This window comes from Streptomyces rishiriensis (assembly GCF_003112535.1).
In the GTDB taxonomy this organism is placed as follows: Bacteria; Actinomycetota; Actinomycetes; order Streptomycetales; family Streptomycetaceae; genus Streptomyces; species Streptomyces rishiriensis.
The window spans coordinates 183,305-206,132 of record NZ_BEWA01000008.1 but is presented as its reverse complement, the minus strand read 5'-3'; the positions used below and the strand labels follow the sequence as shown (position 1 = coordinate 206,132).

Here is a 22,828-nt window from a genome sequence, read left to right as displayed (position 1 = left end):
GCGGCGCGCCGAGACGTCGAGAGCGGCGCGGGGGCTCAGTACCGGGTGATCGCCGTCGGCCCGGCAGCTGTGCCGATCGCGATGTGGGGGCGCTGCTGCGGCCGGACCCAGGCCAGCATCCGGCGTATGGCCTCCACCGGCGCCGATACACAACCGGCCGTCGCGCCACGCCCGTTGACGTGCAGGAAGATTCCCGCTCCCCGGCCGCGCACGGGCTTGTCGTAGTTGAAACCGATGACCAGCGCGTGCGCGTACTGCGTGCGGTAGGCCACCAGACGCTCGGACTCCGTGGCGCGGCAGTCGGCCGGCCGCGGCTCGGTCCACCGGTTGTAGGCACGGGAGGCATTGTCCTGACACCACCACGAGTCCTGGCGTACAGGGCGGTACGGGTACGACGTCCCGCGCGGCGCCGCCCGGACGCCGAAGGCGAACGGCAGACCGTACAGGCCGGTGGGCGTGGTGTTCGTGCCCTGCCGCCGTGAGGCTCCCTCGACGAGGCCGTTCGCGCCGAACCGGGCGGGCGTGGAGCCGGCCGGCGTCCATCGCCCGTCTCGCAGGTCCCACCAGGTGAGCGTGCCGGCCGTCGCGCCGGCCTCCGGGGCCACGGCGGTGATCAGCTGCGTGCCGCCGCCGGTGCCCGCCATCCGCGCGGGCAGCGGCGGGTGGTCGCCGGCGCCCGGAGCCGCACCGAGCAGCAGGAGGGACGCACAGACGACGGTGACGGCGACGACACGAGGACGCATGGTCCAGACGCTAGAGGGGGGCGGCGGCGACGGCAGGCCGGAGTGGGCCGACCGTGCGGCGCGTGGAACCGCAGCGGGGCGTGCGTGGCGACCGCGTCCACGAGTCCTGCGGAGAGCTCGGCCCTGCCGCCCGGTGCGAAGTCGGCCCGGGTGAGCGGCTCCACGTCGACCTCGCGGTCGATGTGCAGTCGGCCTATGCGCCTCGGATCGGGCGCAGGGGCAAGGGCAGTCCCGGCAGTCCGTCCATGCTCGTGGCGATGTGCTCCTTCTTCGCGAAGTACGCGCTGAGCGAGTCGGCGTCCTCCCGTGCGAACCGCTTGCCGTGCAGGTCGCGGTCCTCGTCGTACGTCATGAAGGGCACCGCGTACCCGCAGCTGTCCCGGACGGCTTCGGCGTGCACGACGATGATCGCGCGCAGCCCGTGCAGGGCCGGATCGATGTCGGGGAAGCGGGCGAGGAGATCCTGGAAGCGGGGGTCGTCCCGGAAGACCGGCTCGCCCCGGCCGTGGACGCGCACGATGTTCGGCGGCCCCTGGAAGGCGCACCACATCAGCGTGATCCGGCCGTTCTCGCGCAGGTGCGCGACGGTCTCCGCGTTGGACCCGGCGAAGTCGAGGTAGGCCACGGTGTGCTCGTCGAGCACCGCGAACGAACCCTTGAGTCCCTTGGGGGAGAGGTTGACCGTGCCGTCGCCCGCCAGCGGCGCGGTCGCGGTGAAGAAGAGGGGCTGCTCCTCGATGAACGTCCGGAGTCTGCCGTCTATGCGCTCATAGGTCTTTCCCATGTCTAACGATTATCCGGGAAAGCCTTTCGCCTGTCTAAGGAGATTACGGAATCCGCCTGTCGGAACCCGTGCCCGGCCGAGTTCGGCCGGGAGTGCCCGCGTGCGCGGACCGCAGGTGGCCGCCCCGGCCGGCGTCTCCTCGGGGCGGCCACCGCGCCTGTCACGTCACTTGTTCAGCGTGCAGGCGGCGAGGACGTTCAGTCCCTGCGGCTTGGTCCCCTTGCGGCCGATCGAGATGGCGATGCGGTCGATGGTGGACTCGCGCTTGCCCTGCAGCGGGCCGAGGATCGCGTTCTGCACGAAGTTGGGACCGCCCTGGCCCACCGTGTTCTTCAGGCGGGTGTTGGCCTCGTTGATCTGCGTCTGCAGCAGGGCGAGGTTGCGGTCGACCTCGGCCTTGGCGGAGGCGGGGACCGCGGGAAGCTGCGAGGCCACGTCCGGGCACGTGATCGTGCCGACCGCGCCGGCGTTGCCCGCGTTCCCGGCGTTGTTGTTGCCGTTGTTCCCGGCGTTGTTGTTTCCGGCATTGCCGTTGTTGGCGTTGTTTCCGGCGTTGCCGTTGTTGCCCGCCGCCGGGGCGGCCGCGCCGCCGCCGTTGAGGGCGCAGGGCGCCAGCGCGTCCAGGCCCGTCGGCTTCGCCGCCGTACGGCCGATGGCCGTGGCGATGCGGTTGACGGTCGAGATGCGCTTGTCCTTCAGCGGGCCGAGGATCGCGTTCTGCACGAAGTTGGGACCGCCCTGGCCCACGGTGTTCTGCAAGCGCGTGTTGGCTTCCTGGATCTGCGTCTGCAGCAGGGCCAGGTTGCGGTCGACCTCGGCCTTGGCGGAGGCCGGGATCGCCGGCAGCTTCGACGTGACGTCGGGGCACACGATGGTGCCGGGGCCGGCGGCGAGCGTCTGGGCGTTGGTGGTCGCTCCGCTCTTGGACTCCCCGGCCAGGGCGGTGTTCACCACGACCGCACCGGTCAGAGCCACGGCGACGGCGCCGCCGATGATCGCCACACGACGCTTGTTGTACTTGGGAAGAGCCCTGGACATGCGGGTGCCTCACTTGGGTCGGGGTGGTTGTGATCAACGCGGCGCCAGCGTTCAGGGGTGAGTACGGGTAAGCGGTTGCCATTGTTCAAGGCGTCTTCGAAAAGTCTTCGGGGCCCGGCGGACGACCGGTTTCCAGCCGCCGCGTTCCGGCCGCCTTGTTCCGGCCGTCCGGTTCGGCGTCGCGTCCGGGGCCGCGCCTCCGGGTGAGGTCGGATTGACGAATCATGCGGAGCTCTGCATACTCATGCACAACGTTGAGGTGCAGCGGTGAGGAGCAGCGCAAGTGAGCAGCAACAGCGGTGACGTAAGGCTCTGGGGCGGCCGTTTCGCCGACGGTCCCGCCGAGGCCCTGGCCAAGCTGTCCGCGTCCGTCCACTTCGACTGGCGGCTCGCGCCCTACGACATCGCCGGATCCCGCGCCCACGCGCGGGTGCTGCACAAGGCGGGCCTGCTCACCGAGGACGAGCTGACCCGGATGCTCGGCGGGCTCGACCGGCTCGAGGCGGACGTCGCCGACGGCTCCTTCGTGGGCACGATCGCCGACGAGGACGTCCACACCGCCCTGGAGCGCGGCCTTCTGGAGCGCCTCGGACCCGACCTGGGCGGCAAGCTGCGTGCGGGCCGTTCCCGCAACGACCAGGTCGCCACCCTCTTCCGGATGTACCTGCGCGACCACGCCCGGATCATCGGCGGTCTGATCGCCGAGCTCCAGGACGCCTTCATCGGCCTGGCGGAGGCCCACCCGGACGTGGCCATGCCCGGCCGCACCCACCTCCAGCACGCCCAGCCGGTCCTCTTCGCCCACCATGTCCTCGCCCATGTGCAGTCGCTGTCCCGGGACGCGGAGCGGCTGCGTCAGTGGGACGAGCGCACGGCCGTCTCCCCGTACGGCTCCGGCGCGCTGGCCGGTTCCTCCCTCGGCCTCGACCCGGAGGCGGTCGCCGAGGACCTCGGCTTCGAGCACGGCAGCGTCGGCAACTCCATCGACGGCACGGCGTCCCGCGACTTCGTCGCCGAGTTCGCCTTCATCACCGCGATGATCGGGGTGAACCTCTCCCGGGTCGCCGAGGAGATCATCATCTGGAACACGAAGGAATTCTCCTTCGTCACCCTGCACGACGCCTTCTCGACGGGCTCGTCGATCATGCCGCAGAAGAAGAACCCGGACATCGCGGAGCTGGCCCGGGGCAAGAGCGGCCGCCTCATCGGCAACCTCACCGGTCTGATGGCCACCCTCAAGGCCCTGCCCCTGGCGTACAACCGCGATCTGCAGGAGGACAAGGAGCCGGTCTTCGACTCCTGCGACCAGCTGGAGGTCCTGCTCCCCGCGTTCACCGGCATGATCGCCACTCTCACCGTGCACCGCGAGCGCATGGAGGAACTGGCTCCGGCCGGCTTCTCCCTGGCCACCGACATCGCCGAGTGGCTGGTCAAGCAGGGCGAGCCGTTCCGTGTCGCGCACGAGGTCGCCGGTGAGTGCGTCAAGGTCGCCGAGGCCGACGGCAAGGAGCTGGACGAGCTGACGGACGAGCAGTTCGGGAAGATCTCCGCCCGCCTCACCCCCGAGGTGCGCTCGGTCCTCAACGTGCCCGGCGCCCTCGCCTCCCGTGACGGCCGCGGGGGCACCGCGCCCAGCGCGGTCGCCGTCCAGCTCGCCGAGGTGAAGCGGAACGTGGCGGCCCAGCACGAGTGGGCGACGGCCAAAATGAAGCGGTAGGCGGAACTCCGCCGGCCGCACGCCGGGCCGCACGCCCGGCCGGGCTCCGTCTGAACGGACACCGGCCGGGCGCGGTCTGCTGGGAGCCGGGAGCCGGGAGCCGGGAGCCGGGAGCCGGACGTCGGCCGTCGGACCCTGCGCCGTCTGCCGGAAGCCGAGGTCAAGGTCGTCGCGGGTTACGTTGGTCGGGAGCCGAACCGGAGCCGACCCTACGGAGCCCGCGATGCCCTTCGCCCGCCTGGCCGCCGCAACGACCCCCACCTGCCACATCGGCTTCGGCCTCGCCGCCGTCGGCCGCCCCGGCTACATCACCCTCGGCCGTGACGAGGACCTCGGAGCGGACCGCAGCGTCGAGGCGTTGCGCGCCCGTACCCACGAACTCCTCGACGCGGCCTACGCCCAGGGCGTTCGCTACTTCGACGCGGCCCGCTCCTACGGCCGTTCCGAGGAGTTCCTGGCCGACTGGCTGAAGGCCAGGCCCGACGTCGACGACGTCGTCGTCGGCAGCAAGTGGGGCTACACCTACACCGCCGACTGGACCACGGACGCGGAGAAGCACGAGGTCAAGGACCACGGCCTCGCGACGTACGAACGTCAGCGCGCCGAGACGGCCGAGCTGCTCGGCGACCGGCTCGACCTGTACCAGATCCACTCGGTGACCCCGGACAGCCCGGCCCTGACCGACAAGGAACTCCACGCGAAGCTGGCCGAGGCCGCCGCCCGCGGAGTCACCGTCGGCTTCTCGACCAGCGGACCCTCCCAGGCCGCCGCCATCCGCGCCGCCCTGACCGTGACGGTCGACGGCGAGCCCCTCTTCCGCACCGTCCAGTCGACGTACAACGCGCTGGAGACCTCGGCCGGCCCGGCTCTCGCCGAGGCCCACGACGCCGGCCTCACGGTGATCGTGAAGGAGGGCCTGGCCAACGGCCGTCTCGCCGGGCCCCAGGCGCCGGAGGCCCTGAGGGCGGTCGCCGCCGAGTCCTCCCTCGGGTGCGACGCCATCGCCCTCGCCCTGGTCCTGCGCCGGCCCTGGGCCGGGGTCGTCCTCTCCGGCGCCGCGACCGCCGCCCAGCTCGCCTCCAACCTGCACGCGGCCGTAGTGGATCTGGACGACGGCCAGCTGGACCGGCTCACCGCCCTCGCCGAGGAGCCGCGCGCGTACTGGGAGCAGCGCGGCCGCCTGCCCTGGCACTGACGGCTCAGCAGCCGCGGCCGGACGGTGGTGCACTCGCCTCGGCCGTGAGGCGCCATGACGCACGCACGCCCATTGTGAGACGAAGATGTCTCATATGGGGTATGGTTGTCTCATGGCCGTCGACCGTGACCACGTGCTGCGCAGCGCAGCCGCCCTGCTGACCCGTAAATCCACCGCGACGATGGACGAGGTGGCCAAGGGGGCCGGCATCAGCCGCGCCACGCTGCACCGGCACTTCGCCGGACGTGACGCGCTCGTCCGCGCGCTGGAGGCCCTCGGGATCGCCGAGTGCGAGTCCGCCCTGGAGGCCGCCCGCCTCGACGACGGTCCGGCGAGCGACGCCGTACGCCGACTGATCGCCGCGACCGAGTCCGCCGCCGGTCTGCTCGCCTTCCTCTACACCGAGAACCAGCTGTTCGAGGGCGAGGAGCAGCACGAGGGCTGGACCCGGATCGACGACCGGATCTCCGCCCTCTTCCGGCGGGGTCAGCTCAGCGGGGAGTTCCGCATCGACCTCACGCCGGCCTGGCTCACCGAGGCCCTGTTCGGCCTGCTGGCCTCAGGAGTCTGGATGGTGCAGAGCGGCAAGGGCGCGCCGAAGGACTTTCCGCGCATGGTCGTCGACCTGCTGCTCGGCGGCGCACTGAGGCATCCCGCACCCCCGCACGATCCCGCCCCACGCGATCCCGCAGCCCGGGACTCCGCAGCCCAAGACCCCGCAGCACAAGACTCGGCATGACGAAGAGAGGAACCATGACCAGCACCCTGCAGCGGACGGCCACGACCGAGGCGGTGCGGCGCCCGGACCGCTGGCTCGCGCTCTCCGTCCTCGTGCTCGCCGTGCTGCTGGTGGCCGTCGACGCGACCGTCCTCGGTCTCGCGACCCCCTACATCAGCGAGGACCTCGCGCCGTCCGGCACCCAGCTGCTGTGGATCGGGGACGTCTACTCGTTCGTCATCGCCGGCCTGCTCGTCTCGATGGGCAGCCTCGGCGACCGCATCGGCCGCAAGCGGATCCTGCTCGCCGGTGCCACCGCGTTCGGGCTGATATCGGTCCTCAACGCCTACGCGACGAGCCCGGAGACGATGATCGCCGCCCGGGCGCTGCTCGGCGTGGCCGGTGCGACCCTGATGCCCGCCACCCTCGCGTTGATCCGCAACCTCTTCCACGACCCGCGCGAACGCAGCCTGGCGATCGGCATCTGGGGCGCGACCGCCTCCGCCGGCACCGCGATCGGTCCCATCGTGGGCGGCTTCCTGCTCGAACACTTCTGGTGGGGCTCGGTCTTCCTCATCAACGTGCCGGTGATGGTCGTCCTGGTCCTCGTCGGCGTCAGGACGCTCCCCGAGTCCCGCACCCCGAACCCGGGCCCGTGGGACCTGCTGAGCGTGATCCTGTCGCTGGTCGGCATGATCGGCGTCGTGTACGCCGTCAAGGAGGCCGCCACCCACGGCGTCACCTGGGTCTCGCTCGGCACGGGCCTGCTGGGCGCGGCGGCACTGTTCGGCTTCGTCCGGCGCCAGCTGACCCTCCCGATCCCGCTGCTGGACATGCGACTGTTCCGCAACCGCGGCTTCAGCGGTGCGGTCCTGGCCGACCTGCTGACCATCCTGGGCCTGTCCGGCCTGGTGTTCTTCCTCTCCCAGTACCTGCAACTCGTCCAGGGCCGGGCCCCGTTCGAGGCAGGACTGGCCGAACTGCCCGCCGCGATCGGCGCGGTGGCGGCCGGCCTGGCAGCCGGCCGGGTCGCTCGCCGCTTCTCGGTGCGGGCCGTTGTCTGCGGAGGCCTCGCGGCGATCGGCCTCGCCCTGGCGGCCCTGACGACGATCGGACCGTCCACCGGCTACCCGGTGCTGGGGGCCGTGCTGCTGGTGGTCGGCGTAGGCGCCGGCTTCTCCTTCACGGTGACCGCCGACGTCATCCTGGGCTCCGTGCCGAAGGACCAGGCCGGAGCGGCGTCCGCGGTGTCCGAGACGGCGTACGAACTCGGCGCTGCCCTGGGCATCGCCGTGCTCGGCTCGATCGTGACCGGCGTCTACCGAGGCTTCTCGGCCCCGGCGGGCACCCCGCAAGGGGCGCACGAGTCGCTCGGAGGAGCGGTCGAGGCGGCGGGCCACATGCCGGCGGCCCCGGCCGCGGAGATGCTCACGTCGGCTCGGGGGGCGTTCGTGGACGGCCTGAGCATGGCGTCCGCGGTGGGCGCGGCGGTTCTGCTGGCGACAGCCGCAGCAGCCTGGCTCATGCTGCGCAACGAACGCCTGGAAACCCACCCCGGGAGCGAAGCGGCCGATCAATGAGAGCCACGCCCCACGGGGACGCGGGCCGCTGAGCGAACGACCGGAGAGACACCCGGCCCCTCGGAGCCGGGGGCCGCGAGGTGAACGAGCGGTAGGACAGCCGCGCCCCTAAGGGGCGCGGGGAAGTGCGCGACCAGCCACGACGCACCCGCACCCGACGCACGGGCGCAGCCCCGGCCCCCGCCGGACCGAGCCCCCGCCGGACCCGGCCGCGCCGCAGCCGGGTGTCCCCGCCGGACCCGGCCGCAGCCGCAGTCCGCGGGTGACTGACGACCGACGGCGACAAGAACGCCCGCCCGACCGCTGGAGGCCTACGCGGCTTTCGCCTTCGTGGCGTACATGTCCACGTACTCCTGCCCGGACAACCGCATGACCTCGGTCATCACCGAGTCCGTCACGGCCCGCAGCACATAGCGGTCCCGGTCCATGCCCTCGTAGCGGGAGAACTCCATCGCCTCGCCGAACCGCACGGTGACCCGCCCCGGCCGGGGCATCCCCGCGCCGCCCGGCTGCAGCTTGTCCGTGCCGATCATCGCGAAGGGGACGACCGGCGCGCCGGTCATCAGCGTCAGCCGGGCGATACCGGTGCGCCCCCGGTAGAGGCGGCCGTCGGGGGAGCGCGTCCCCTCGGGGTAGATGCCGAAGACCTTGCCCTCCTCCAGCACCCGGCGACCGGTCATCAGCGCGGCCACGCCTCCGCGGCCGCCGTCGCGGTCGACCGGGATCATGCCGACCCCGGTGAAGAACCAGGCCATGAGACGGCCCTTCAGGCTCTTGCCGGTGACGTACTCGTCCTTGCCGATGAAGTACACCTGCCGGTCGCACACGAGCGGCAGGATCATCGAGTCGATGAAGGTGAGGTGATTGCCCGCCAGGATGACGGGGCCGTCGCCCGGGATGTGCTCCGCGCCCTCGACCTGTGGGCGGAACATCAAGCGCATGACCGGTCCGAGCATTGCCTTGATGAGCGCGAAGCGGGACAACGAGCCCTCCGATGTCAAGGGAAAACGGTATGAGTATGTGCAGGTGAAGACTAGGACGATACTCGCGGCCGCAGGTCTGACGCACATCGGGTCACCGGGTCTTACGCACTGTTGACGTACGTGTACCTGTACGGCCGAGTCGGTCGCCCGCCCGTCGTCCGTCCGTCATGCGTCCGTCATCCGGTCGGAACGAGGGGGAGGCCGTCGTGAGACCGGGGGAGTCTTGGCCGCCCTCGCCCCCGCCCTTGCCCGCGCCGCCCTGGGAGCGCTCGGCGCCCTGTGCGGCCGTGACCGACTCCGAAGCTGTGACCGACCGCCGAGGCCGGGACCGACCGCCGAGGCCGGGACCGCCCGTGGCCGGCACCGAACCGGGTCCCCGGGACGGCCGCGGCGAATCCGTCCGGGCGGACGGATCCGACGATCCGTCACATCACGGTACGCCGTGTTCCGCATCTGGCGTAGGGGACACCCCGCACCCGATGTACGGCACACGCCATGCACCGTCACCCGCGCGTTGGGGCCGAGGTCTCCCGACGGTCATGTCCACGCCCCTACGATCGGCCCGCACGGACGAGCCGACGGCAGGAGGCCCCCATGGGCACGCAGGACACGCAGGAGTCGAACCAGCAGGCGGGCGTGGGCGGAACGGGACGGCGGGCGCTCCTCGGCGCGGCCGTGCTCGGCGCCGCCGGAGGCGTCCTCGGCCTGTCGGGCACCGCGAGAGCCGCCGAGGCGCGGACCGGCGCCGGCCAGGGCGGCGGACACGGCGGCGGCCTGAAGAGCCTGCCCGTGCCGACGGTCATAGGTCACCGCGGCGCCAGCGGCTACCGCCCCGAGCACACCTTCGGCTCCTACCAGCTGGCCCTCGACCTGGGCGCCGACGTCGTCGAGGCCGGCGACCTGGTCCCCACCAGGGACGGCCATCTGGTCTGCCGTCACGAGCCGGAGATCGGCGGCACGACGAACGTCGCCGACCACCCCGAGTTCGCCGCCCGCAGGACGACGAAGGTGCTCGACGGCGTCTCCGTCACCGGCTGGTTCACCGAGGACTTCACGCTCGCCGAGCTGAAGACCCTGCGCGCGATCGAGCGCATCCCGGCCAACCGCCCGCACAACACGCTCTACAACGGGCGCTGGGAGATCCCCACCTTCGAGGAAGTCCTGAAGTGGCAGGACGAGCAGACCCGCAAGCGCGGCAAGCAGGTGTGGATCTACCCCGAGACCAAGCACCCCACCTACTTCCGCAAGCTCGGCCTGGGCCTGGAGGAGCGGGTCGCCAAGCTGCTGCACAAGCACGGCAAGGACAGGAAGAACTCGCCGGTCATCCTGCAGTCCTTCGAGCCCACCAGCATCCAGCGGCTCAACAAGCTGGTGGACAACCCCCTCGTCGTGCTCCTGTCCGCCGCGGACTCCCGTCCCTGGGACTTCGTCGAGACCGGCGACCCGCGCACGGTCGCCGACCTGATCACCCGGGCCGGCCTGCGCGAGATCGCGGGCTACGCCCAGGGCATCGGGCCCACCCTCGACCTGGTCATCCCGAAGGACGCGGCCGGCAACCTCACCCGGCCGACCACCCTGGTGAAGGACGCCCACGCGGTCGGCCTGGTCCTGCACCCGTACACCATGCGCAACGAGAACCCCTTCCTGCCCGCGAACTTCCGCAAGGGCACGGGTGCGGACGCCTACGGCGACTCCTTCGGCGCGTTCCGCACCTACTTCGCGACCGGCATCGACGGGGTCTTCACGGACAACCCGGACACCGCAGTGCTCGCCCGCGCCGACTTCGTCAACGGCTGAGTCCTCGTTGGAGTGACAGTGGGCCGCCCGGGCAACCGACCGCCCGGGCGCTCGCATCGTGGGGCATATGACGCACGACTTGCTCACCGCCCTGCGCCCGCTGCTCAGCGCGGAGGCCTCCGCCGAGGCCCACGCCGCCGGCGCCGAACCCGGAGACCTGGAACAGGCGGTCTGGCTCCGTCTCCTGGAGCACCTCGCCACCGACGGCCCGCCGCGCGACCCGCAGGGCTGGCTGCGCCGTGCCGTGCGCGCCGAGGTCCGCCGCACCCGCCGCACGGTCCGCCGTGAGCAGCCCTACGCGGCCGACCCGGCCGACGACGCCGAACGCGGTCCCGAGCAGCTCGCCCTCACCGCCGCCCGCCACCGCGCCCTGCGTGAGGCCGTGCACCGGCTGCCCGGCCGCTGCTCCCGTCTGCTGCAGGCCCTGCTGTCGCCGGAGGACCTCACCTACCGGGAGATCGCGGGGAAGTTGGGTATCTCACAGGGCAGTCTCGGACCGGAACGTTCCCGATGTCTGGGATGTCTGCGGCGTTTGCTTCCGCCGGAGGTTGCGGCCCGCGAAGTGCGGGGATAGGAGTGAGGGACCACAGGCGATCAGGTGAGCGGGAGGCGTGCGCACATGGGCATGAGCGTGACCATCTCGGTGGCGAGCGAGCAGGACACCGAGCAGATCTTCAGGCTGCAGTACCTGTGCTTCCAGAGCGAAGCCGCTCTGTACGGCAACTACCGCATCGCCCCCCTCGTCCAGACCCTCGCATCGGTGCGCGAGGAACTCGCCACCGACTGCGTCTTCGTGGCCCGGCTGGGCGACGAGGTGGTCGGCTGCGTACGCGGCAATCTCACCGAGGACGGCGCCGCGGCCATCGGCAAGCTCTGCGTCCACCCGCGTCTGCAGGGCCACGGCATCGGCGCCCGGCTGCTGCGCGCCGCCGAGTCGGCCCTCGCCGAGGAGCGCGGGGCCAAGAAGTTCCGCCTCTTCACCGGCCACCGCAGCGAGGGCAACCTCCGCCTCTACCGCCGCGTCGGCTACCAGACCGTCGGCACCTCCCAGGGCGCGGACGGCGTGCCGATGATCGTCCTGGAGAAGCAGGCGGGGGAGTACGCGGCTACCGCGTAGCGGCGGTCCGGGACCGCCGCAGCCAGTACAGGGCCGACAGCGGCAGCAGGACCGGGATGAACACGTAGCCCATCCCGTACTGCGACCACACGGTCGAGTCGGGGAAGGCCGACGGTTCGATCAGCGTCCAGGTGCCCACGATCAGCACGCCCGCGAGTTCGGCGGCGCAGCAGACCTGCGCCGCCCTGCGGGCCGTCTCCCCGCCCCGGACCAGCGAGTACGTGATGAATCCGTACACCACGCCCGCGACCGCCGACAGTGAGTACGACAGCGGCGCCCGGTCGAACCCGGTCGCGATCTGGTACGCCGACCGGGACACCGCCCCGACCACCATCACGCCGTAGAACCACACCAGCAGCAGCCCGGGGCCGCCGATCAGCCGGGCCGGCTTCTCCTGCGTCGCCGTCATCTCAGCCTCCCCAGATGTCGAAGAGCCGCACTTCCAGCACGGCGAGGACCACACCGGCCGCGGCGACCGTCACCGAGCCCCAGCGGGTGCGCTCGGCCAGCGACATGAAGCCCGCCGTCGGCACGCACGCGAACGCGCCCAGCAGATAGGCCACGAAGATCGTCGTGCCCTGCTCCGGCTTCTCGCCCCTCGCCAGCTGCACGATCCCGACCACCAGCTGGACCACGGCCAGCAGCGAGACCACGGCCATCCCGATGAAGTGCCAGTCCTTCGTCGGCTGGTCACGGTAGGCGGCCCAGCCGCACCAGGCGGCGAGGAGCAACGCGGCGACGCCGGTCGCCAGCGTCAGGGCATCAAGCATGCAGCGACCTTATTACGCCGTAATCAGCCCCTCGCCGTCGGCCCCGCGGCCCGGCGCGCGGCCGGAGCCGTGACGACCCGGACGATCCGCGCGCAGGTCCGGCTCTTCGACGCCCACGACGCCCGGGTGCCCCCTCGCCCGGCCTGGCGGCCGTGGCGTCGGCCACCACCCGCCAGGTCCGCGAAGTGGACGCCGGCCTGGTGGTGAAGGGCCTGCCCGCCCCCGTCGGCGCAGGTCGACGACGAGGGAGGGCGGATCTCCGCCCGCGGCTGACACGCGCCGCAGCACTGTCCACGGCTGTCCAGCATCCGGACAGCGAGGTCTTGGTCAGGACCGTACGTCTGCTTTACTGATGCTCATGACCACGACGAGCAGCCGCACCCATGCGACCGAGGCGACCATGACGCCCGGTGCTCGTTGTATGTGTCGAATGCGCGCCTTCTAGAGGGCCCCCGCACCACCCCCGAGCTCGCGCCCCGAAGCGAGCCGCCGTGGCAGGTCCGTACGCCGCATCCCCGCCGTACGCGATCTGAGCCGCGCCCCGCGCACAGGTTCCTCCCCGGTCTCCCGCCACGGCGAGAACCGTGTCGCGTCCTGACAGCCTGCACCCGTGCGCCCGGGCCCACCCACGCCCGCGCACTCGACAGTGACGGATATCCCCACGTGATCACCACCACGGGCCTGAGCAAGGTCTACCGCTCGCGCGGCCGTGCGGTCACCGCCCTCGACGGCGTCGACCTGCACGTGCGCGAAGGCGAGGTGTACGGCGTCATCGGCCAGTCCGGCGCCGGCAAGTCCTCGCTCATCCGCTGCATCAACCTCCTGGAGCGCCCCACCGCCGGCACGGTCACCGTCGACGGGCAGGACCTCACCGCGCTCGCCGGACGCGGACCGCGCGCCGGCCGGGAGCTGCGACAGGCGCGCAGCCGGATCGGCATGGTCTTCCAGCACTTCAACCTGCTGTCCACGCGGACCGTGCAGGACAACGTGGAGCTGCCCCTGGAGATCCTCGGCAGCTCAGGGAAGGAACGTTCCCGCAAGGCGTTGGCGCTGCTCGACCTGGTCGGCCTCGCCGACAAGGCCAAGTCCTACCCCGCCCAGCTCTCCGGCGGTCAGAAGCAGCGCGTCGGCATCGCCCGCGCCCTGGCCGGCGACCCGAAGGTGCTCCTCTCCGACGAGGCCACCAGCGCACTCGACCCGGAGACCACCCGCTCCATCCTCCAGCTCCTGCGCGACCTCAACCGGCAACTGGGGCTGACGGTCCTGCTGATCACCCACGAGATGGACGTGGTGAAGTCGGTCTGCGACTCCGCCGCGCTCATGGCCGGCGGCCGCGTCGTCGAGTCCGGCACGGTCAGCGAGCTGCTCGCCACCCCCGGCTCCGAACTGGCCGCCGCGCTCTTCCCGGTCGGCGGCGAGGCCACGGGCGACGACCGCACCGTCGTCGACGTCACCTTCCACGGCGAGGCCGCCACCCAGCCCGTCGTCTCCCAGCTGTCGCGCACCTACAACATCGACATCTCGATCCTCGGCGCCGCCATCGACACCGTCGGCGGCCTCCAGATCGGCCGCATGCGCATCGAACTGCCCGGCCGCTACGAGGACAACGTCGTGCCCATCGGCTTCCTGCGCGAACAGGGCCTGCAGATCGACGTCGTGGACCGCGCGGCCCCGCAGCCCGCGCTGCCGAAGGAGGGCGCCAAGTGAGCGGAACCGATTGGTCCGAGATGCAGCCCCTGCTGTCCCAGGCCTGTTGGGACACGCTCTACATGGTCGGCTGGTCCACCCTCGTGGCCGTCGTCGGCGGTCTGCCGCTCGGCGTCCTGCTGGTCCTGACCGACCGGGGCGGCCTGCTGCAGAACACCGTCGCCAACAAGGTGATCGGGCAGGTCGTGAACATCGCCCGCTCGATGCCCTTCATCATCCTGATGGTCGCGCTGATGAACTTCACGCGCACCGTCACCGGGACGACCATCGGCCGCGAGGCCGCGATCGTGCCGCTCGCGATCGGCGCCATCCCGTTCTTCGCGCGCCTGGTCGAGACGGCCGTCCGAGAAGTGGACGGCGGGCTCGTGGAGGCCGTGCAGGCCATGGGCGGCAACACCTGGACCATCGTGCGCAAGGTCCTCGTCCCGGAGTCCCTGCCCTCCCTCATCGCCGGCACGACCACCACGGTCGTCGCGCTCATCGGCTACTCCGCCATGGCCGGCACGGTCGGCGCCGGCGGCCTCGGCGACATCGCCATCCGCTACGGCTACCAGCGCTTCGAGACCGAGCTGATGTGGATCACGGTGGCGATCCTCGCCGTCGTCATCGCGCTCATCCAGTTCGCCGGCGACTACGCGGCCCGCTCCCTGCACCGCCGAGGCGGCCGCTCCGGTCCCGGGCCGAAGCTGCGCCTGCTCAGGGCGAAGGACCCGGCGGCCCCCGACGTCGGCAAGGTCGCCTGACCCCGCCTGGACCGCTCCCGAGACTCCCCGCACCACCCGAAGCGGGGCGCATCACCCTTCAGGAAAGGCACTTTTCGTGCGTAACACCGCCAAGATCACCACCGCCGTCCTCGCCGCCGGAGCCCTCACCCTCGGACTCAGCGCCTGCGGCTCGGACAAGGACTCCGGCAGCGCCGACCCGAACGCCACGCTCACCGTCGCCGCCACCCCCACCCCGCAGGGCGAGATCCTCACCTACGTCAAGGACCACCTCGCCGCGAAGGCCGGCCTCAAGCTTGAGGTGAAGGAGTTCACGGACTACGTGACGCCCAACACGGCCGTCCAGCAGGGCGAGGTCGACGCCAACTACTTCCAGCACCAGCCGTACCTGGACGACTTCAACAAGAAGAACGGCACCGACATCGTCGCCGTGCCGAACGCCACGGTGCACCTGGAGCCGCTCGGCCTGTATGCCAAGAGCGTCAAGAAGCTCGCGGACCTCAAGCGGGGCGCCACGATCGCCCTGCCGAACGACACCACCAACGAGGCCCGCGCGCTGAAGCTGCTGGAGGCCAACGGCCTGCTCCGGCTCAAGCCCGCCGCCGGTGACGGCGCGACCCCCAAGGACGTCGCGTCCAACCCCCGGAACCTGAAGTTCAAGGAGCTCGAGGCGGCCCAGCTGCCCCGCTCCCTCGGCGACGTCGACGCGGCCGTCATCAACGGCAACTACGCGCTGGAGGCCAAGCTCAGCCCGGCCAGGGACGCCCTGGTCGCGGAGTCCGCCAAGGGCAACCCGTACGCCAACTTCCTCGCCGTGAAGAAGGGCCACGAGGACGACCCGCGCGTGACGAAGCTCGCCAAGCTGCTCACCTCGCCCGAGGTCAAGAAGTTCATCGCGGACCAGTACGACGGCGCCGTCGTCGCGGCCTTCTGACCTTCACCCATGACGCCCGCACCCGGGGTCCGCGCCCTCACCCGGCGTGGACCCCGTGGTGTGGTTCCGTGCCGCATGCTGCATGCTGGGCAGTTCAGCGGGCCCTGACGGGTCGGCAGGTTCACGAGGTCCCGAAGGTTACGGAGCGGCGCATGACGAGCACCTTCCCCACCATCTCCATCAGCACGGAGCGGTTGGGCTTGCGTCCCCTCGACGAGGACGACGTGCCCGCCCTGGCAGACATGATGAACGACGAGCAGGTCGCGGCCTGGACCTCCGTGCCGCAGCCCTACGACGAGGCGGCCGCCCGCCGCTGGATCACCGAGTACGCCCCCGCCGAACGCGCCGCGGGCCGCGGCCTCGACCTCGCCGTCACCGAGTTCCTGACCCAGCGCCTGGTCGGCGTCGTCCAGCTCGCCAAGACCAACTGGCACGTCCGCTCCACCGAGCTGTCGTACATCATCGCCCCCTGGGCGCGCGGCGAGGGCTACGCCTCCGAGGCGGCGCTGGCCACCGCCCGGTGGCTGTTGACCGATCAGAAGTTCGAACGCATCGAACTGCGCACGGCCGCCGACAACACCGCCTCCCAGCAGGTCGCCCAGAAGATCGGATGCATCAGCGAGGGCGTGCTGCGCGGCGCCTGCATAGCGCGCGTCCGCGCCGAGGGCGGCGGGTGGAGCGAGGTGCGCACCGACTACATCGTGTGGAGCCTCCTCCCGGAGGACCTGGACGCCGGCGGGGAGCACTTCGCGGAGAGCGGCGGTTTCACCTCGTACACCGACTGGAACTGACCCCGGACCGCCGCCGTCCCCGGACACTCCGACCAGGTACCCTCACGGAGCCCGCTGCCTGCGTGAACCCGGGGGAGACTGACGACGATGGCCGACCGCGTCACCGTGATCGGCTGGGACGGTTCGCCGCTGTCCGCCGCGGCCCGCTCCGCTCTGGGCGCCGCCACCCTGGTGGCCGGCGCCGCCCACCACCTGACGCTCCCCGAGGTGCCCCCCGCCGCGGAGCGCATCCGGCTCGGCAGCGTCGCCCTCGCCGCCTCCCGCATCGCCGGCCACCGCGGCACCGCGGTCGTGGTCGCCGACGGCGACCCCGGCTTCTTCGGCGTCGTACGGGCCCTGCGCGCTCCCGAGTTCGGCCTGGAGGTCGAGGTCGTCCCCGCCGTCTCCGCCGTGGCCGCCGCCTTCGCCCGGGCCGGCATGCCCTGGGACGACGCCCAGGTGGTCGTCGCACACCGGCGCACCCTGCGTCGCGCGGTGAACGTGTGCCGCGCCCACACCAAGGTCGCCGTCCTCACCTCCCCGGGCGCCGGTCCCGCCGAGCTCGGCCTGCTGATGGAGGGCGTCCACCGCACCTTCGTGGTGTGCGAGGAGCTCGGCACCGACCGCGAACAGGTCAGCGTCGTCACCTCCGACAAGGCCGCCGACCACATCTGGCGCGACCCCAACGTCGTCATCGTCATCGGCGGCCCCACCGGTCCGGTCGTCTCCGGGGAGGGCGGCTGGATCGCGGGCCGTGACCCCGGCGCCGGTCCGCGTGGCTGGGCGCTGCCCGGCGAGGCGTACGGCGGCGGGCTCGGCGAGGGGGAGGCGCCGCTGCTGCGTGCCGCCCAACTGGCCCGGCTGGGCCCGCGCGTGGGCGACCTGGTCTGGGACATCGGCTGCGGCAGCGGAGCGTTCGCGACCGAGGCCGCCCGGGCGGGCGCCGCCGTCATCGCCGTCGACCGGGACCTGGAGGCCTGCGCCCGCACGGACGCCGCCGCGCGCCGGCACGGCGTCCAGCTCCAGATCGTCCACGGCGGCGCGCCGCACGTCCTGGAGAACCTGCCCGAACCGGACGTCGTCCGGGTCGGCGGCGGGGGCGCGCCGGTGGTCTCCGCGGTCGTCGACCGCCGTCCGCAGCGCATCGTCACCCACGCGGCGACCCGCGACGCCGCCGAACTCGTGGGCCGTGACCTCTCCGAGCACGGCTACGGCGTCGAGTGCGCCCTCGTCCAGTCCGTCGAACTCGACACGCGGGCCTGGACGGAGACGGAGCGGAGCGTCGCGTTCCTGCTCACCGGGGTTCTCGCCGACCGCCGGCCGTGACCGGGTCGGCCCTCCCCGTGATCCTGTTGTCGTACCGCGCGCGGTAGGCTGGCCGATCGTCGTACCGCTTCCGGTCGCCCGGCGCTTCGTCGGTCAATGTCCGGAAAACCCATCCCTTTTGGGCTGTGTGTGGTACGGCAGAACCGGAGGACGCGCAACGTGGCGCAGTCCACAGCGGAGCCTCGCCGATCAAGCTGTCGCGAGGCGGCGGCGGCCGGGACAATGCCACTGAATGGCTTTGTCGCTTTTTCGGGCGGGTCGTTCGTGCCGCTGGGCACGGACGCTCGTTCTTCACTGCGGGGCGGTCGGTGCGCCGCTCCGGGTGAGCCGGCCGTAGAAGCACTAACCGATGGGCGAGGGGTACGCATGACCGACACCGGCCAGGTCCCGGGCGAGGGACTGCCGGAGAGCGCAGGCATGGTGGAGCAGCCGGGCGCCCCCGCGCACGGTGCGTACACCTACCTCTCCGAGACCACCGCCGAGGACGAAGACCTGTTGCTGCTGCCGGGCGCCCAGAGCGCGTGGGGCAACGAGGTGGCCCCGCCCGCGCCGGAACCGGTGGTCGAAGCGGTCCACGAGCCGGGGCCGCACGAGACGGCCGGCCGCGACAGCGGTTCGGTCGACCTCAGCGGTGTCCGCCTGCCCGGCCCGTCCGCGCCGCAGGCGACCCCGCGCCGCCCCCTGCACCTCGGCCCCCCGATTCCCGACGCCTCCGCCAGTCCGGTCCGCTCGCTCGCCGATCGCGGCCCGGCCGGTGTGCCGGTGCGTCAGCCCGGCCCGCCGACGACCGGCCCCGAGTACCTCGACGTACAGCACCTGAGGGACATGCCGCCGCAGGGCGCGTCTCCCTGGGGCGTCGCCCAGGCCACGGCCCAGGCGACGGTCCAGGCGTCGGCCCCGGCACAGGTCGCTTCCGGGGGCACGGCCGGGGAAACGGTTGTTCCGGCTGCGGTCGCGCAGACGCAGCAGGCCGAGCCGGTGGGCGCGGCCCAGGCCGTGGTGGCCCGCGTCGCGACCGAGGCGATCGCCGCGACGGCCCCGCAGGAGGCCCACGAGCCCGAGTCCGAGGCCGCGCAGGAGCCCCGGGTCACCCGGGGATACGGCATCGTCGACACCGGTGAGCTGCTCGGCGCCGCGATGATGGCGGAGGCCCAGGAGGACCCGGCCGACGAACAGACGGCGGACGCTCCGCCGGCCGCCGTCGAGCCGCCGGTGGAAGCGGCGCAGGCGCCGGAGACCGTGGAAGGTCCCGAGGCCGCCCCGGCCCGACAGTCCGCCGCCGCCCACGAAGCCGCCGAGCCCGCCCAGCCCGCTGAGGCTGCCGAGCCCGTCCCCGCGGACGTCGTTGACGCCACGGAGGCGGTCGAGGGGGCAGCGGCGGAGACCACCGTGCCCGTCCCGGCGGAGACCTCCGCCGCCGTGCCCGTCCCGGCGGTGGCAGGGGACGTCGTGGCCGAACCTGCCGTGGCTGAGGACGTCGTGGCCGGTCAGGTCGTCGCGGATCAGACCGTCGCCGACGCGGGTGGAACGGCGGCGCCGAACCCCGCCGAGGAGTCCCAGGAGTCCCAGCAGCAGGAGCCACAGGAGTCCCAGGAGCCTCAGCCTGTCGCGGCCCTCGCCGACCCGTCGGCGCAGGGTCCGCAGACCTTCGAAGCGGCCGAGGCGCCGGAGACCGAGGCGGTCACGACCGCCGCCGTCGTCCCCGGACCCGACTCCGTGGCCGACGTTCCGTCGGAGCCCGCGCCCTCCGCGACGCCCGCTCCCGGACTCGCCACCACCCCTGAGCCGACCCCCGAGCCCGTCCCCGGGCCCGAGGCCGTGCAGGCGCCCGAGCCGCCGCAGGCCGTGAACCCTGAAGCGCCGGAGCCGGCGGCGTCCGCGGAGGAGACGCCCGCCGAGCAGGTCTTCGAGGTTTCCGCGCCCGAGTCCGCCCCGGAGCCCGTGGTCTCCGCCCCCACGACGGAGACCGACGCCCCCGCCCCCGCCGTGACGCCGGAGGACGCTGCGACCGTCGTCGCCGCCGAGTCCGGGCCGCAGGCGGAACGCCTCGCCGATCACGCCGCCCAGCAGGCCGCCGGAGAGCCGGAACTGGAGCCGGAGCCGGAGCCGGAGCCGGCGCCGTCGGCGGAGGCCGCGGACGAGGCGCCCGTGCCCGTCGCCCATACCGTCCAGACGATGGACGCCGCATCCCACACCCCGGACGCCGACGGCTCCGCCCCGGACGTCTCCCTCCCGGACGCGTCCCCCGCGCCGGAGCCCGAGGCCGCCCCCGTGGCCATGCCGGGCCTCGTCCAGCCGGAGCCCGCGGCGCCCCTCGTTCAGCCGTCGGCGGAGACGTCGGGCACGGCGGAGACGTCGGACACGTCGGACACGGCGGGTATGGCGGAGTTGCCGCAGGCGTCCGAGCCCGCGGGGTCGCCCGTCGAGGCTGCCCCCGCGCCCCTCGTCGTCCCCGAGACCTCCGTGCCCCTCGCGGCCGAAGCGCCGCCCGCCGAGCACCCGCAGGCCGTCCAGCCCGCGGTGGCCCACCTCGCGCCGACCGCCGACGAGCCCGACGCGGGGCTTCCGCACGGAGAGGCCCCCCTGGCTCCCGTGTCGGTGCAGCCCGGACCTGACCAGCCGCTCGGCCCGGCCGTGCCGGTCGAGGGCACGGTGTCCGCGGCAGAGCACCCGGCCCCGGCCCCGACCCCGCCGCCCGCTGCGGTCGCCCCCGCGTCGGAGCCCCCGGCCTCCGAGCATCCGGCCTCCGAGCAGGCGGCCCCCGAGCAGGCGGCGGACGAGCAGTCCGTGGACGAGCAGTCCGTGGACGGGCAGTCCGTCGAGGCCGAGGCACAGCCCGTGGAGGCGCGGGCCGTCGAGGCCGCCGTCCTCTCCGCGGCAGCCGTCCCCGCCCCCCGCGCCGCCGATCCCGTTCCGGCCCCGGCCACCCCCGACGCGGAGCACGAGAACGACGTCGACCCCGACGTCGCACAGAGCCCGGAGGACCTGCAGACCAGGGCCGCCGACCAGGAAGAGAGCCCGGCCGCCGCAGTGGAAGAAGCGCGAGAGTCCACCGGCCCGGCCGCGCCCGCCTACGACGACGCCGAGCGTGCGGCCGTCCTGAAGGTGATGCGCGAGCGCCGGGACATCCGCAACGGCTTCCGGAGCGACCCGATCCCGCACGAGGTGCTGCTGCGCGTCCTGGAGGCCGCCCACACGGCACCCTCCGTGGGCCACTCGCAGCCCTGGGACTTCGTCGTCATCCGCTCGGCCGACACCCGGCGCGCGATGCACGAGCTGGCGACGCGCCAGCGCGACGCGTACGCGAAGTCCCTGCCCAAGGGCCGGGCCAAGCAGTTCAAGGAACTGAAGATCGAGGCCATCCTCGACACCCCGGTGAACATCGTCGTCACCGCCGACCCGACCCGGGGCGGCCGGCACACCCTGGGCCGTCACACCCAGCCGCAGATGGCGCCGTACTCCTCCGCGCTCGCGGTCGAGAACCTCTGGCTCGCCGCGCGCGCCGAGGGCCTCGGCGTCGGCTGGGTCAGCTTCTTCGACGAGCGTGAGATGGTCCGCGCGCTCGGGCTGCCCGAGCACCTCGAAGTGGTCGCCTACCTCTGCGTCGGCTACGTCGACGAGTTCCCGGACGAGCCCGAGCTGATGCAGGCGGGCTGGGCCAAGCGCCGCCCGCTGTCCTGGGTGGTCCACGAGGAGACGTACGGCCGTCGCGCGCTGCCCGGCGAGGACCCGCACGACCTGCTGGCCGAGACCGTCGCCAGCGTCCGCCCGCTGGACGCCAAGGCGCTCGGCGAGGCCTGGGAGCGGCAGAAGCGGATGACCAAGCCGGCCGGCGCGCTCGGCATGCTGGAGATCATCTCCGCTCAGCTGTCCGGTCTGTCCCGGCAGTGCCCGCCGCCGATCCCGGAGCCCGCGGCCGTCGCGATCTTCGCCGGTGACCACGGCGTGCACGCCCAGGGCGTCACCCCGTGGCCGCAGGAGGTGACGGCCCAGATGGTCGCCAACTTCCTCGGCGGGGGAGCGGTCTGCAACGCCTTCGCGACCCAGGTCGGCGCCGAGGTCTGTGTGGTGGACGTCGGCGTGGCCGCCGACCTGCCCGGCACTCCCGGTCTGCTGCCCCGCAAGATCCGCGCGGGCACGTCCGACATGACCACCGGTCCCGCGATGACCCGCGAGGAGGCCAAGCAGGCCATCGAGGTCGGCATCGAGACGGCCCGGGATCTGGTGGCGGCCGGCAACAAGGCGCTCCTCACCGGTGAGATGGGCATCGCGAACACCACGGCGTCCGCCGCTCTCATCTCGGTCTTCACCGGCGCCGACCCGGCCGAGGTCACCGGCCGCGGCACCGGGATCAACGACGAGACCCTCGCCCGAAAGACCGAGGTCGTCCGCCGCGCCCTGGACTTCCACCAGCCGGATCCGGCCGATCCGATCGGCGTCCTCGCCGCGATCGGCGGCTTTGAACACGCGGCGATGGTCGGCCTGCTGCTGGGCGGCGCCTCCCTGCGCACGCCCGTGATCCTGGACGGCGTCAGCGCCGGCGCGGCCGCCCTGGTCGCCCGCGCGATCGCCCCCGAGGTGCTCGCGGCGTGCATCGCGGGTCACCGCAGCGCCGAGCCCGGCCATGTGGCGGCCCTCAACAAGCTGGGCCTGCGCCCCCTCGTCGACCTGGACCTGCGCCTCGGCGAGGGCACGGGCGCGCTGCTGGCCCTGCCGCTGGTGCAGAGCACGGCCCGTGCCATGCACGAGGTCGCGACGTTCGACTCTGCGGGTGTGACCGAGAAGTAGGACCTGCTCCGGGGCCGGGCGGCATGCGGCTTGTGCTGCCCCCGGCCCCGCCGCATGCTGAAGCCACCTCTAAAATGCGCACGTCAGGGCCGCTCCAGAGCCGCAGCGCCCGCCCACTGCTCTCTGCCCGTACGAGGAG

At 72.7% G+C, this 22,828-nt stretch carries 19 protein-coding genes; 13 read left to right on the top strand and 6 right to left on the bottom strand.

Annotation, left to right across the window (positions count from 1 at the left end; genetic code table 11):
* Nucleotides 1-35 precede the first annotated feature (35 nt).
* The 3 genes from Sri02f_RS15215 to Sri02f_RS15205 form a co-directional block, all read right to left on the bottom strand.
* Entirely contained in the window at nt 36-743 is a 708-nt protein-coding gene (locus tag Sri02f_RS15215) for a L,D-transpeptidase family protein (RefSeq protein ID WP_109001738.1), read from the bottom strand.
* Nucleotides 744-936: 193 nt separating this feature from the next.
* The gene (locus Sri02f_RS15210; protein ID WP_109001736.1) at nt 937-1,527 is read right to left on the bottom strand and encodes a pyridoxamine 5'-phosphate oxidase family protein; all 591 of its coding nucleotides are present in this window, start codon (nt 1,525-1,527) and stop codon (nt 937-939) included.
* Between the two features lie 165 nt (nt 1,528-1,692).
* Nucleotides 1,693-2,565 carry a hypothetical protein gene (locus Sri02f_RS15205; protein ID WP_109001735.1) on the bottom strand — a complete coding sequence of 291 codons (873 nt, stop codon included), beginning with the start codon at nt 2,563-2,565 and terminating at the stop codon, nt 1,693-1,695.
* Between the two features lie 283 nt (nt 2,566-2,848).
* Between Sri02f_RS15205 and argH the strand changes: the two genes are divergently transcribed.
* The 4 genes from argH (at nt 2,849) to Sri02f_RS15185 (ending at nt 7,775) form a co-directional block, all read left to right on the top strand.
* Nucleotides 2,849-4,282, top strand: a complete 1,434-nt coding sequence (argH, locus tag Sri02f_RS15200; RefSeq protein WP_109001733.1) for an argininosuccinate lyase — start codon at nt 2,849-2,851, stop codon at nt 4,280-4,282.
* Between the two features lie 223 nt (nt 4,283-4,505).
* Nucleotides 4,506-5,477 carry an aldo/keto reductase gene (locus Sri02f_RS15195; RefSeq protein ID WP_109001731.1) on the top strand — a complete coding sequence of 324 codons (972 nt, stop codon included), beginning with the start codon at nt 4,506-4,508 and terminating at the stop codon, nt 5,475-5,477.
* Between the two features lie 112 nt (nt 5,478-5,589).
* Nucleotides 5,590-6,216, top strand: coding sequence for a TetR/AcrR family transcriptional regulator (locus tag Sri02f_RS15190; RefSeq protein WP_245970641.1), 627 nt, complete (start codon nt 5,590-5,592; stop codon nt 6,214-6,216).
* 14 nt (nt 6,217-6,230) lie between these two features.
* Complete coding sequence (locus Sri02f_RS15185; RefSeq protein WP_109001727.1) at nt 6,231-7,775, top strand: MFS transporter; 1,545 nt, start codon at nt 6,231-6,233, stop codon at nt 7,773-7,775.
* A 311-nt stretch (nt 7,776-8,086) separates the two neighbouring features.
* Here the strand turns inward: Sri02f_RS15185 and Sri02f_RS15180 are convergent, their stop codons facing one another.
* Nucleotides 8,087-8,758 (bottom strand): lysophospholipid acyltransferase family protein, encoded by a 672-nt coding sequence (locus Sri02f_RS15180; RefSeq protein ID WP_109001725.1) that lies wholly within the window; start codon nt 8,756-8,758, stop codon nt 8,087-8,089.
* A 594-nt stretch (nt 8,759-9,352) separates the two neighbouring features.
* On the opposite strand from Sri02f_RS15180, the gene Sri02f_RS15175 reads away from it, so the two are divergent.
* From Sri02f_RS15175 to Sri02f_RS15165, 3 genes are all read left to right on the top strand, one after another.
* The gene (locus Sri02f_RS15175; RefSeq protein WP_109001723.1) at nt 9,353-10,555 is read left to right on the top strand and encodes a glycerophosphodiester phosphodiesterase; all 1,203 of its coding nucleotides are present in this window, start codon (nt 9,353-9,355) and stop codon (nt 10,553-10,555) included.
* A gap of 67 nt (nt 10,556-10,622) precedes the next feature.
* The gene (locus Sri02f_RS15170; protein WP_109001721.1) at nt 10,623-11,129 is read left to right on the top strand and encodes an RNA polymerase sigma factor; all 507 of its coding nucleotides are present in this window, start codon (nt 10,623-10,625) and stop codon (nt 11,127-11,129) included.
* 45 nt (nt 11,130-11,174) lie between these two features.
* A complete protein-coding gene (locus Sri02f_RS15165; RefSeq protein ID WP_069772823.1) occupies nt 11,175-11,672 on the top strand; it encodes a GNAT family N-acetyltransferase in 498 nt (165 codons plus the stop codon).
* On the opposite strand, the gene Sri02f_RS15160 is transcribed toward Sri02f_RS15165, so the two are convergent.
* Together Sri02f_RS15160 and Sri02f_RS15155 are read right to left on the bottom strand one after the other, a co-directional pair.
* Nucleotides 11,662-12,081 (bottom strand): hypothetical protein, encoded by a 420-nt coding sequence (locus tag Sri02f_RS15160; protein ID WP_109001719.1) that lies wholly within the window; start codon nt 12,079-12,081, stop codon nt 11,662-11,664. The genes Sri02f_RS15165 and Sri02f_RS15160 overlap by 11 nt on opposite strands.
* Nucleotide 12,082: 1 nt before the next feature.
* Nucleotides 12,083-12,442 carry a hypothetical protein gene (locus tag Sri02f_RS15155; protein ID WP_109001717.1) on the bottom strand — a complete coding sequence of 120 codons (360 nt, stop codon included), beginning with the start codon at nt 12,440-12,442 and terminating at the stop codon, nt 12,083-12,085.
* A gap of 663 nt (nt 12,443-13,105) precedes the next feature.
* Between Sri02f_RS15155 and Sri02f_RS15150 the strand changes: the two genes are divergently transcribed.
* The 6 genes from Sri02f_RS15150 (at nt 13,106) to cobT (ending at nt 22,689) form a co-directional block, all read left to right on the top strand.
* On the top strand, nt 13,106-14,149 hold the full coding sequence (locus tag Sri02f_RS15150) for a methionine ABC transporter ATP-binding protein (protein WP_109001715.1): 1,044 nt from the start codon (nt 13,106-13,108) through the stop codon (nt 14,147-14,149).
* A 20-nt stretch (nt 14,150-14,169) separates the two neighbouring features.
* A complete protein-coding gene (locus tag Sri02f_RS15145; protein ID WP_109001714.1) occupies nt 14,170-14,892 on the top strand; it encodes a methionine ABC transporter permease in 723 nt (240 codons plus the stop codon).
* 76 nt (nt 14,893-14,968) lie between these two features.
* Entirely contained in the window at nt 14,969-15,805 is an 837-nt protein-coding gene (locus Sri02f_RS15140) for a MetQ/NlpA family ABC transporter substrate-binding protein (protein ID WP_109001713.1), read from the top strand.
* A 152-nt stretch (nt 15,806-15,957) separates the two neighbouring features.
* Nucleotides 15,958-16,596 carry a GNAT family N-acetyltransferase gene (locus Sri02f_RS15135; protein WP_109001711.1) on the top strand — a complete coding sequence of 213 codons (639 nt, stop codon included), beginning with the start codon at nt 15,958-15,960 and terminating at the stop codon, nt 16,594-16,596.
* A gap of 87 nt (nt 16,597-16,683) precedes the next feature.
* Nucleotides 16,684-17,901: a precorrin-6y C5,15-methyltransferase (decarboxylating) subunit CbiE gene (gene cbiE / locus Sri02f_RS15130; protein WP_109001709.1), complete on the top strand. Its 1,218-nt coding sequence runs from the start codon at nt 16,684-16,686 to the stop codon at nt 17,899-17,901.
* Between the two features lie 366 nt (nt 17,902-18,267).
* On the top strand, nt 18,268-22,689 hold the full coding sequence (cobT, locus tag Sri02f_RS15125) for a nicotinate-nucleotide--dimethylbenzimidazole phosphoribosyltransferase (RefSeq protein WP_109001707.1): 4,422 nt from the start codon (nt 18,268-18,270) through the stop codon (nt 22,687-22,689).
* Nucleotides 22,690-22,828: the final 139 nt, after the last annotated feature.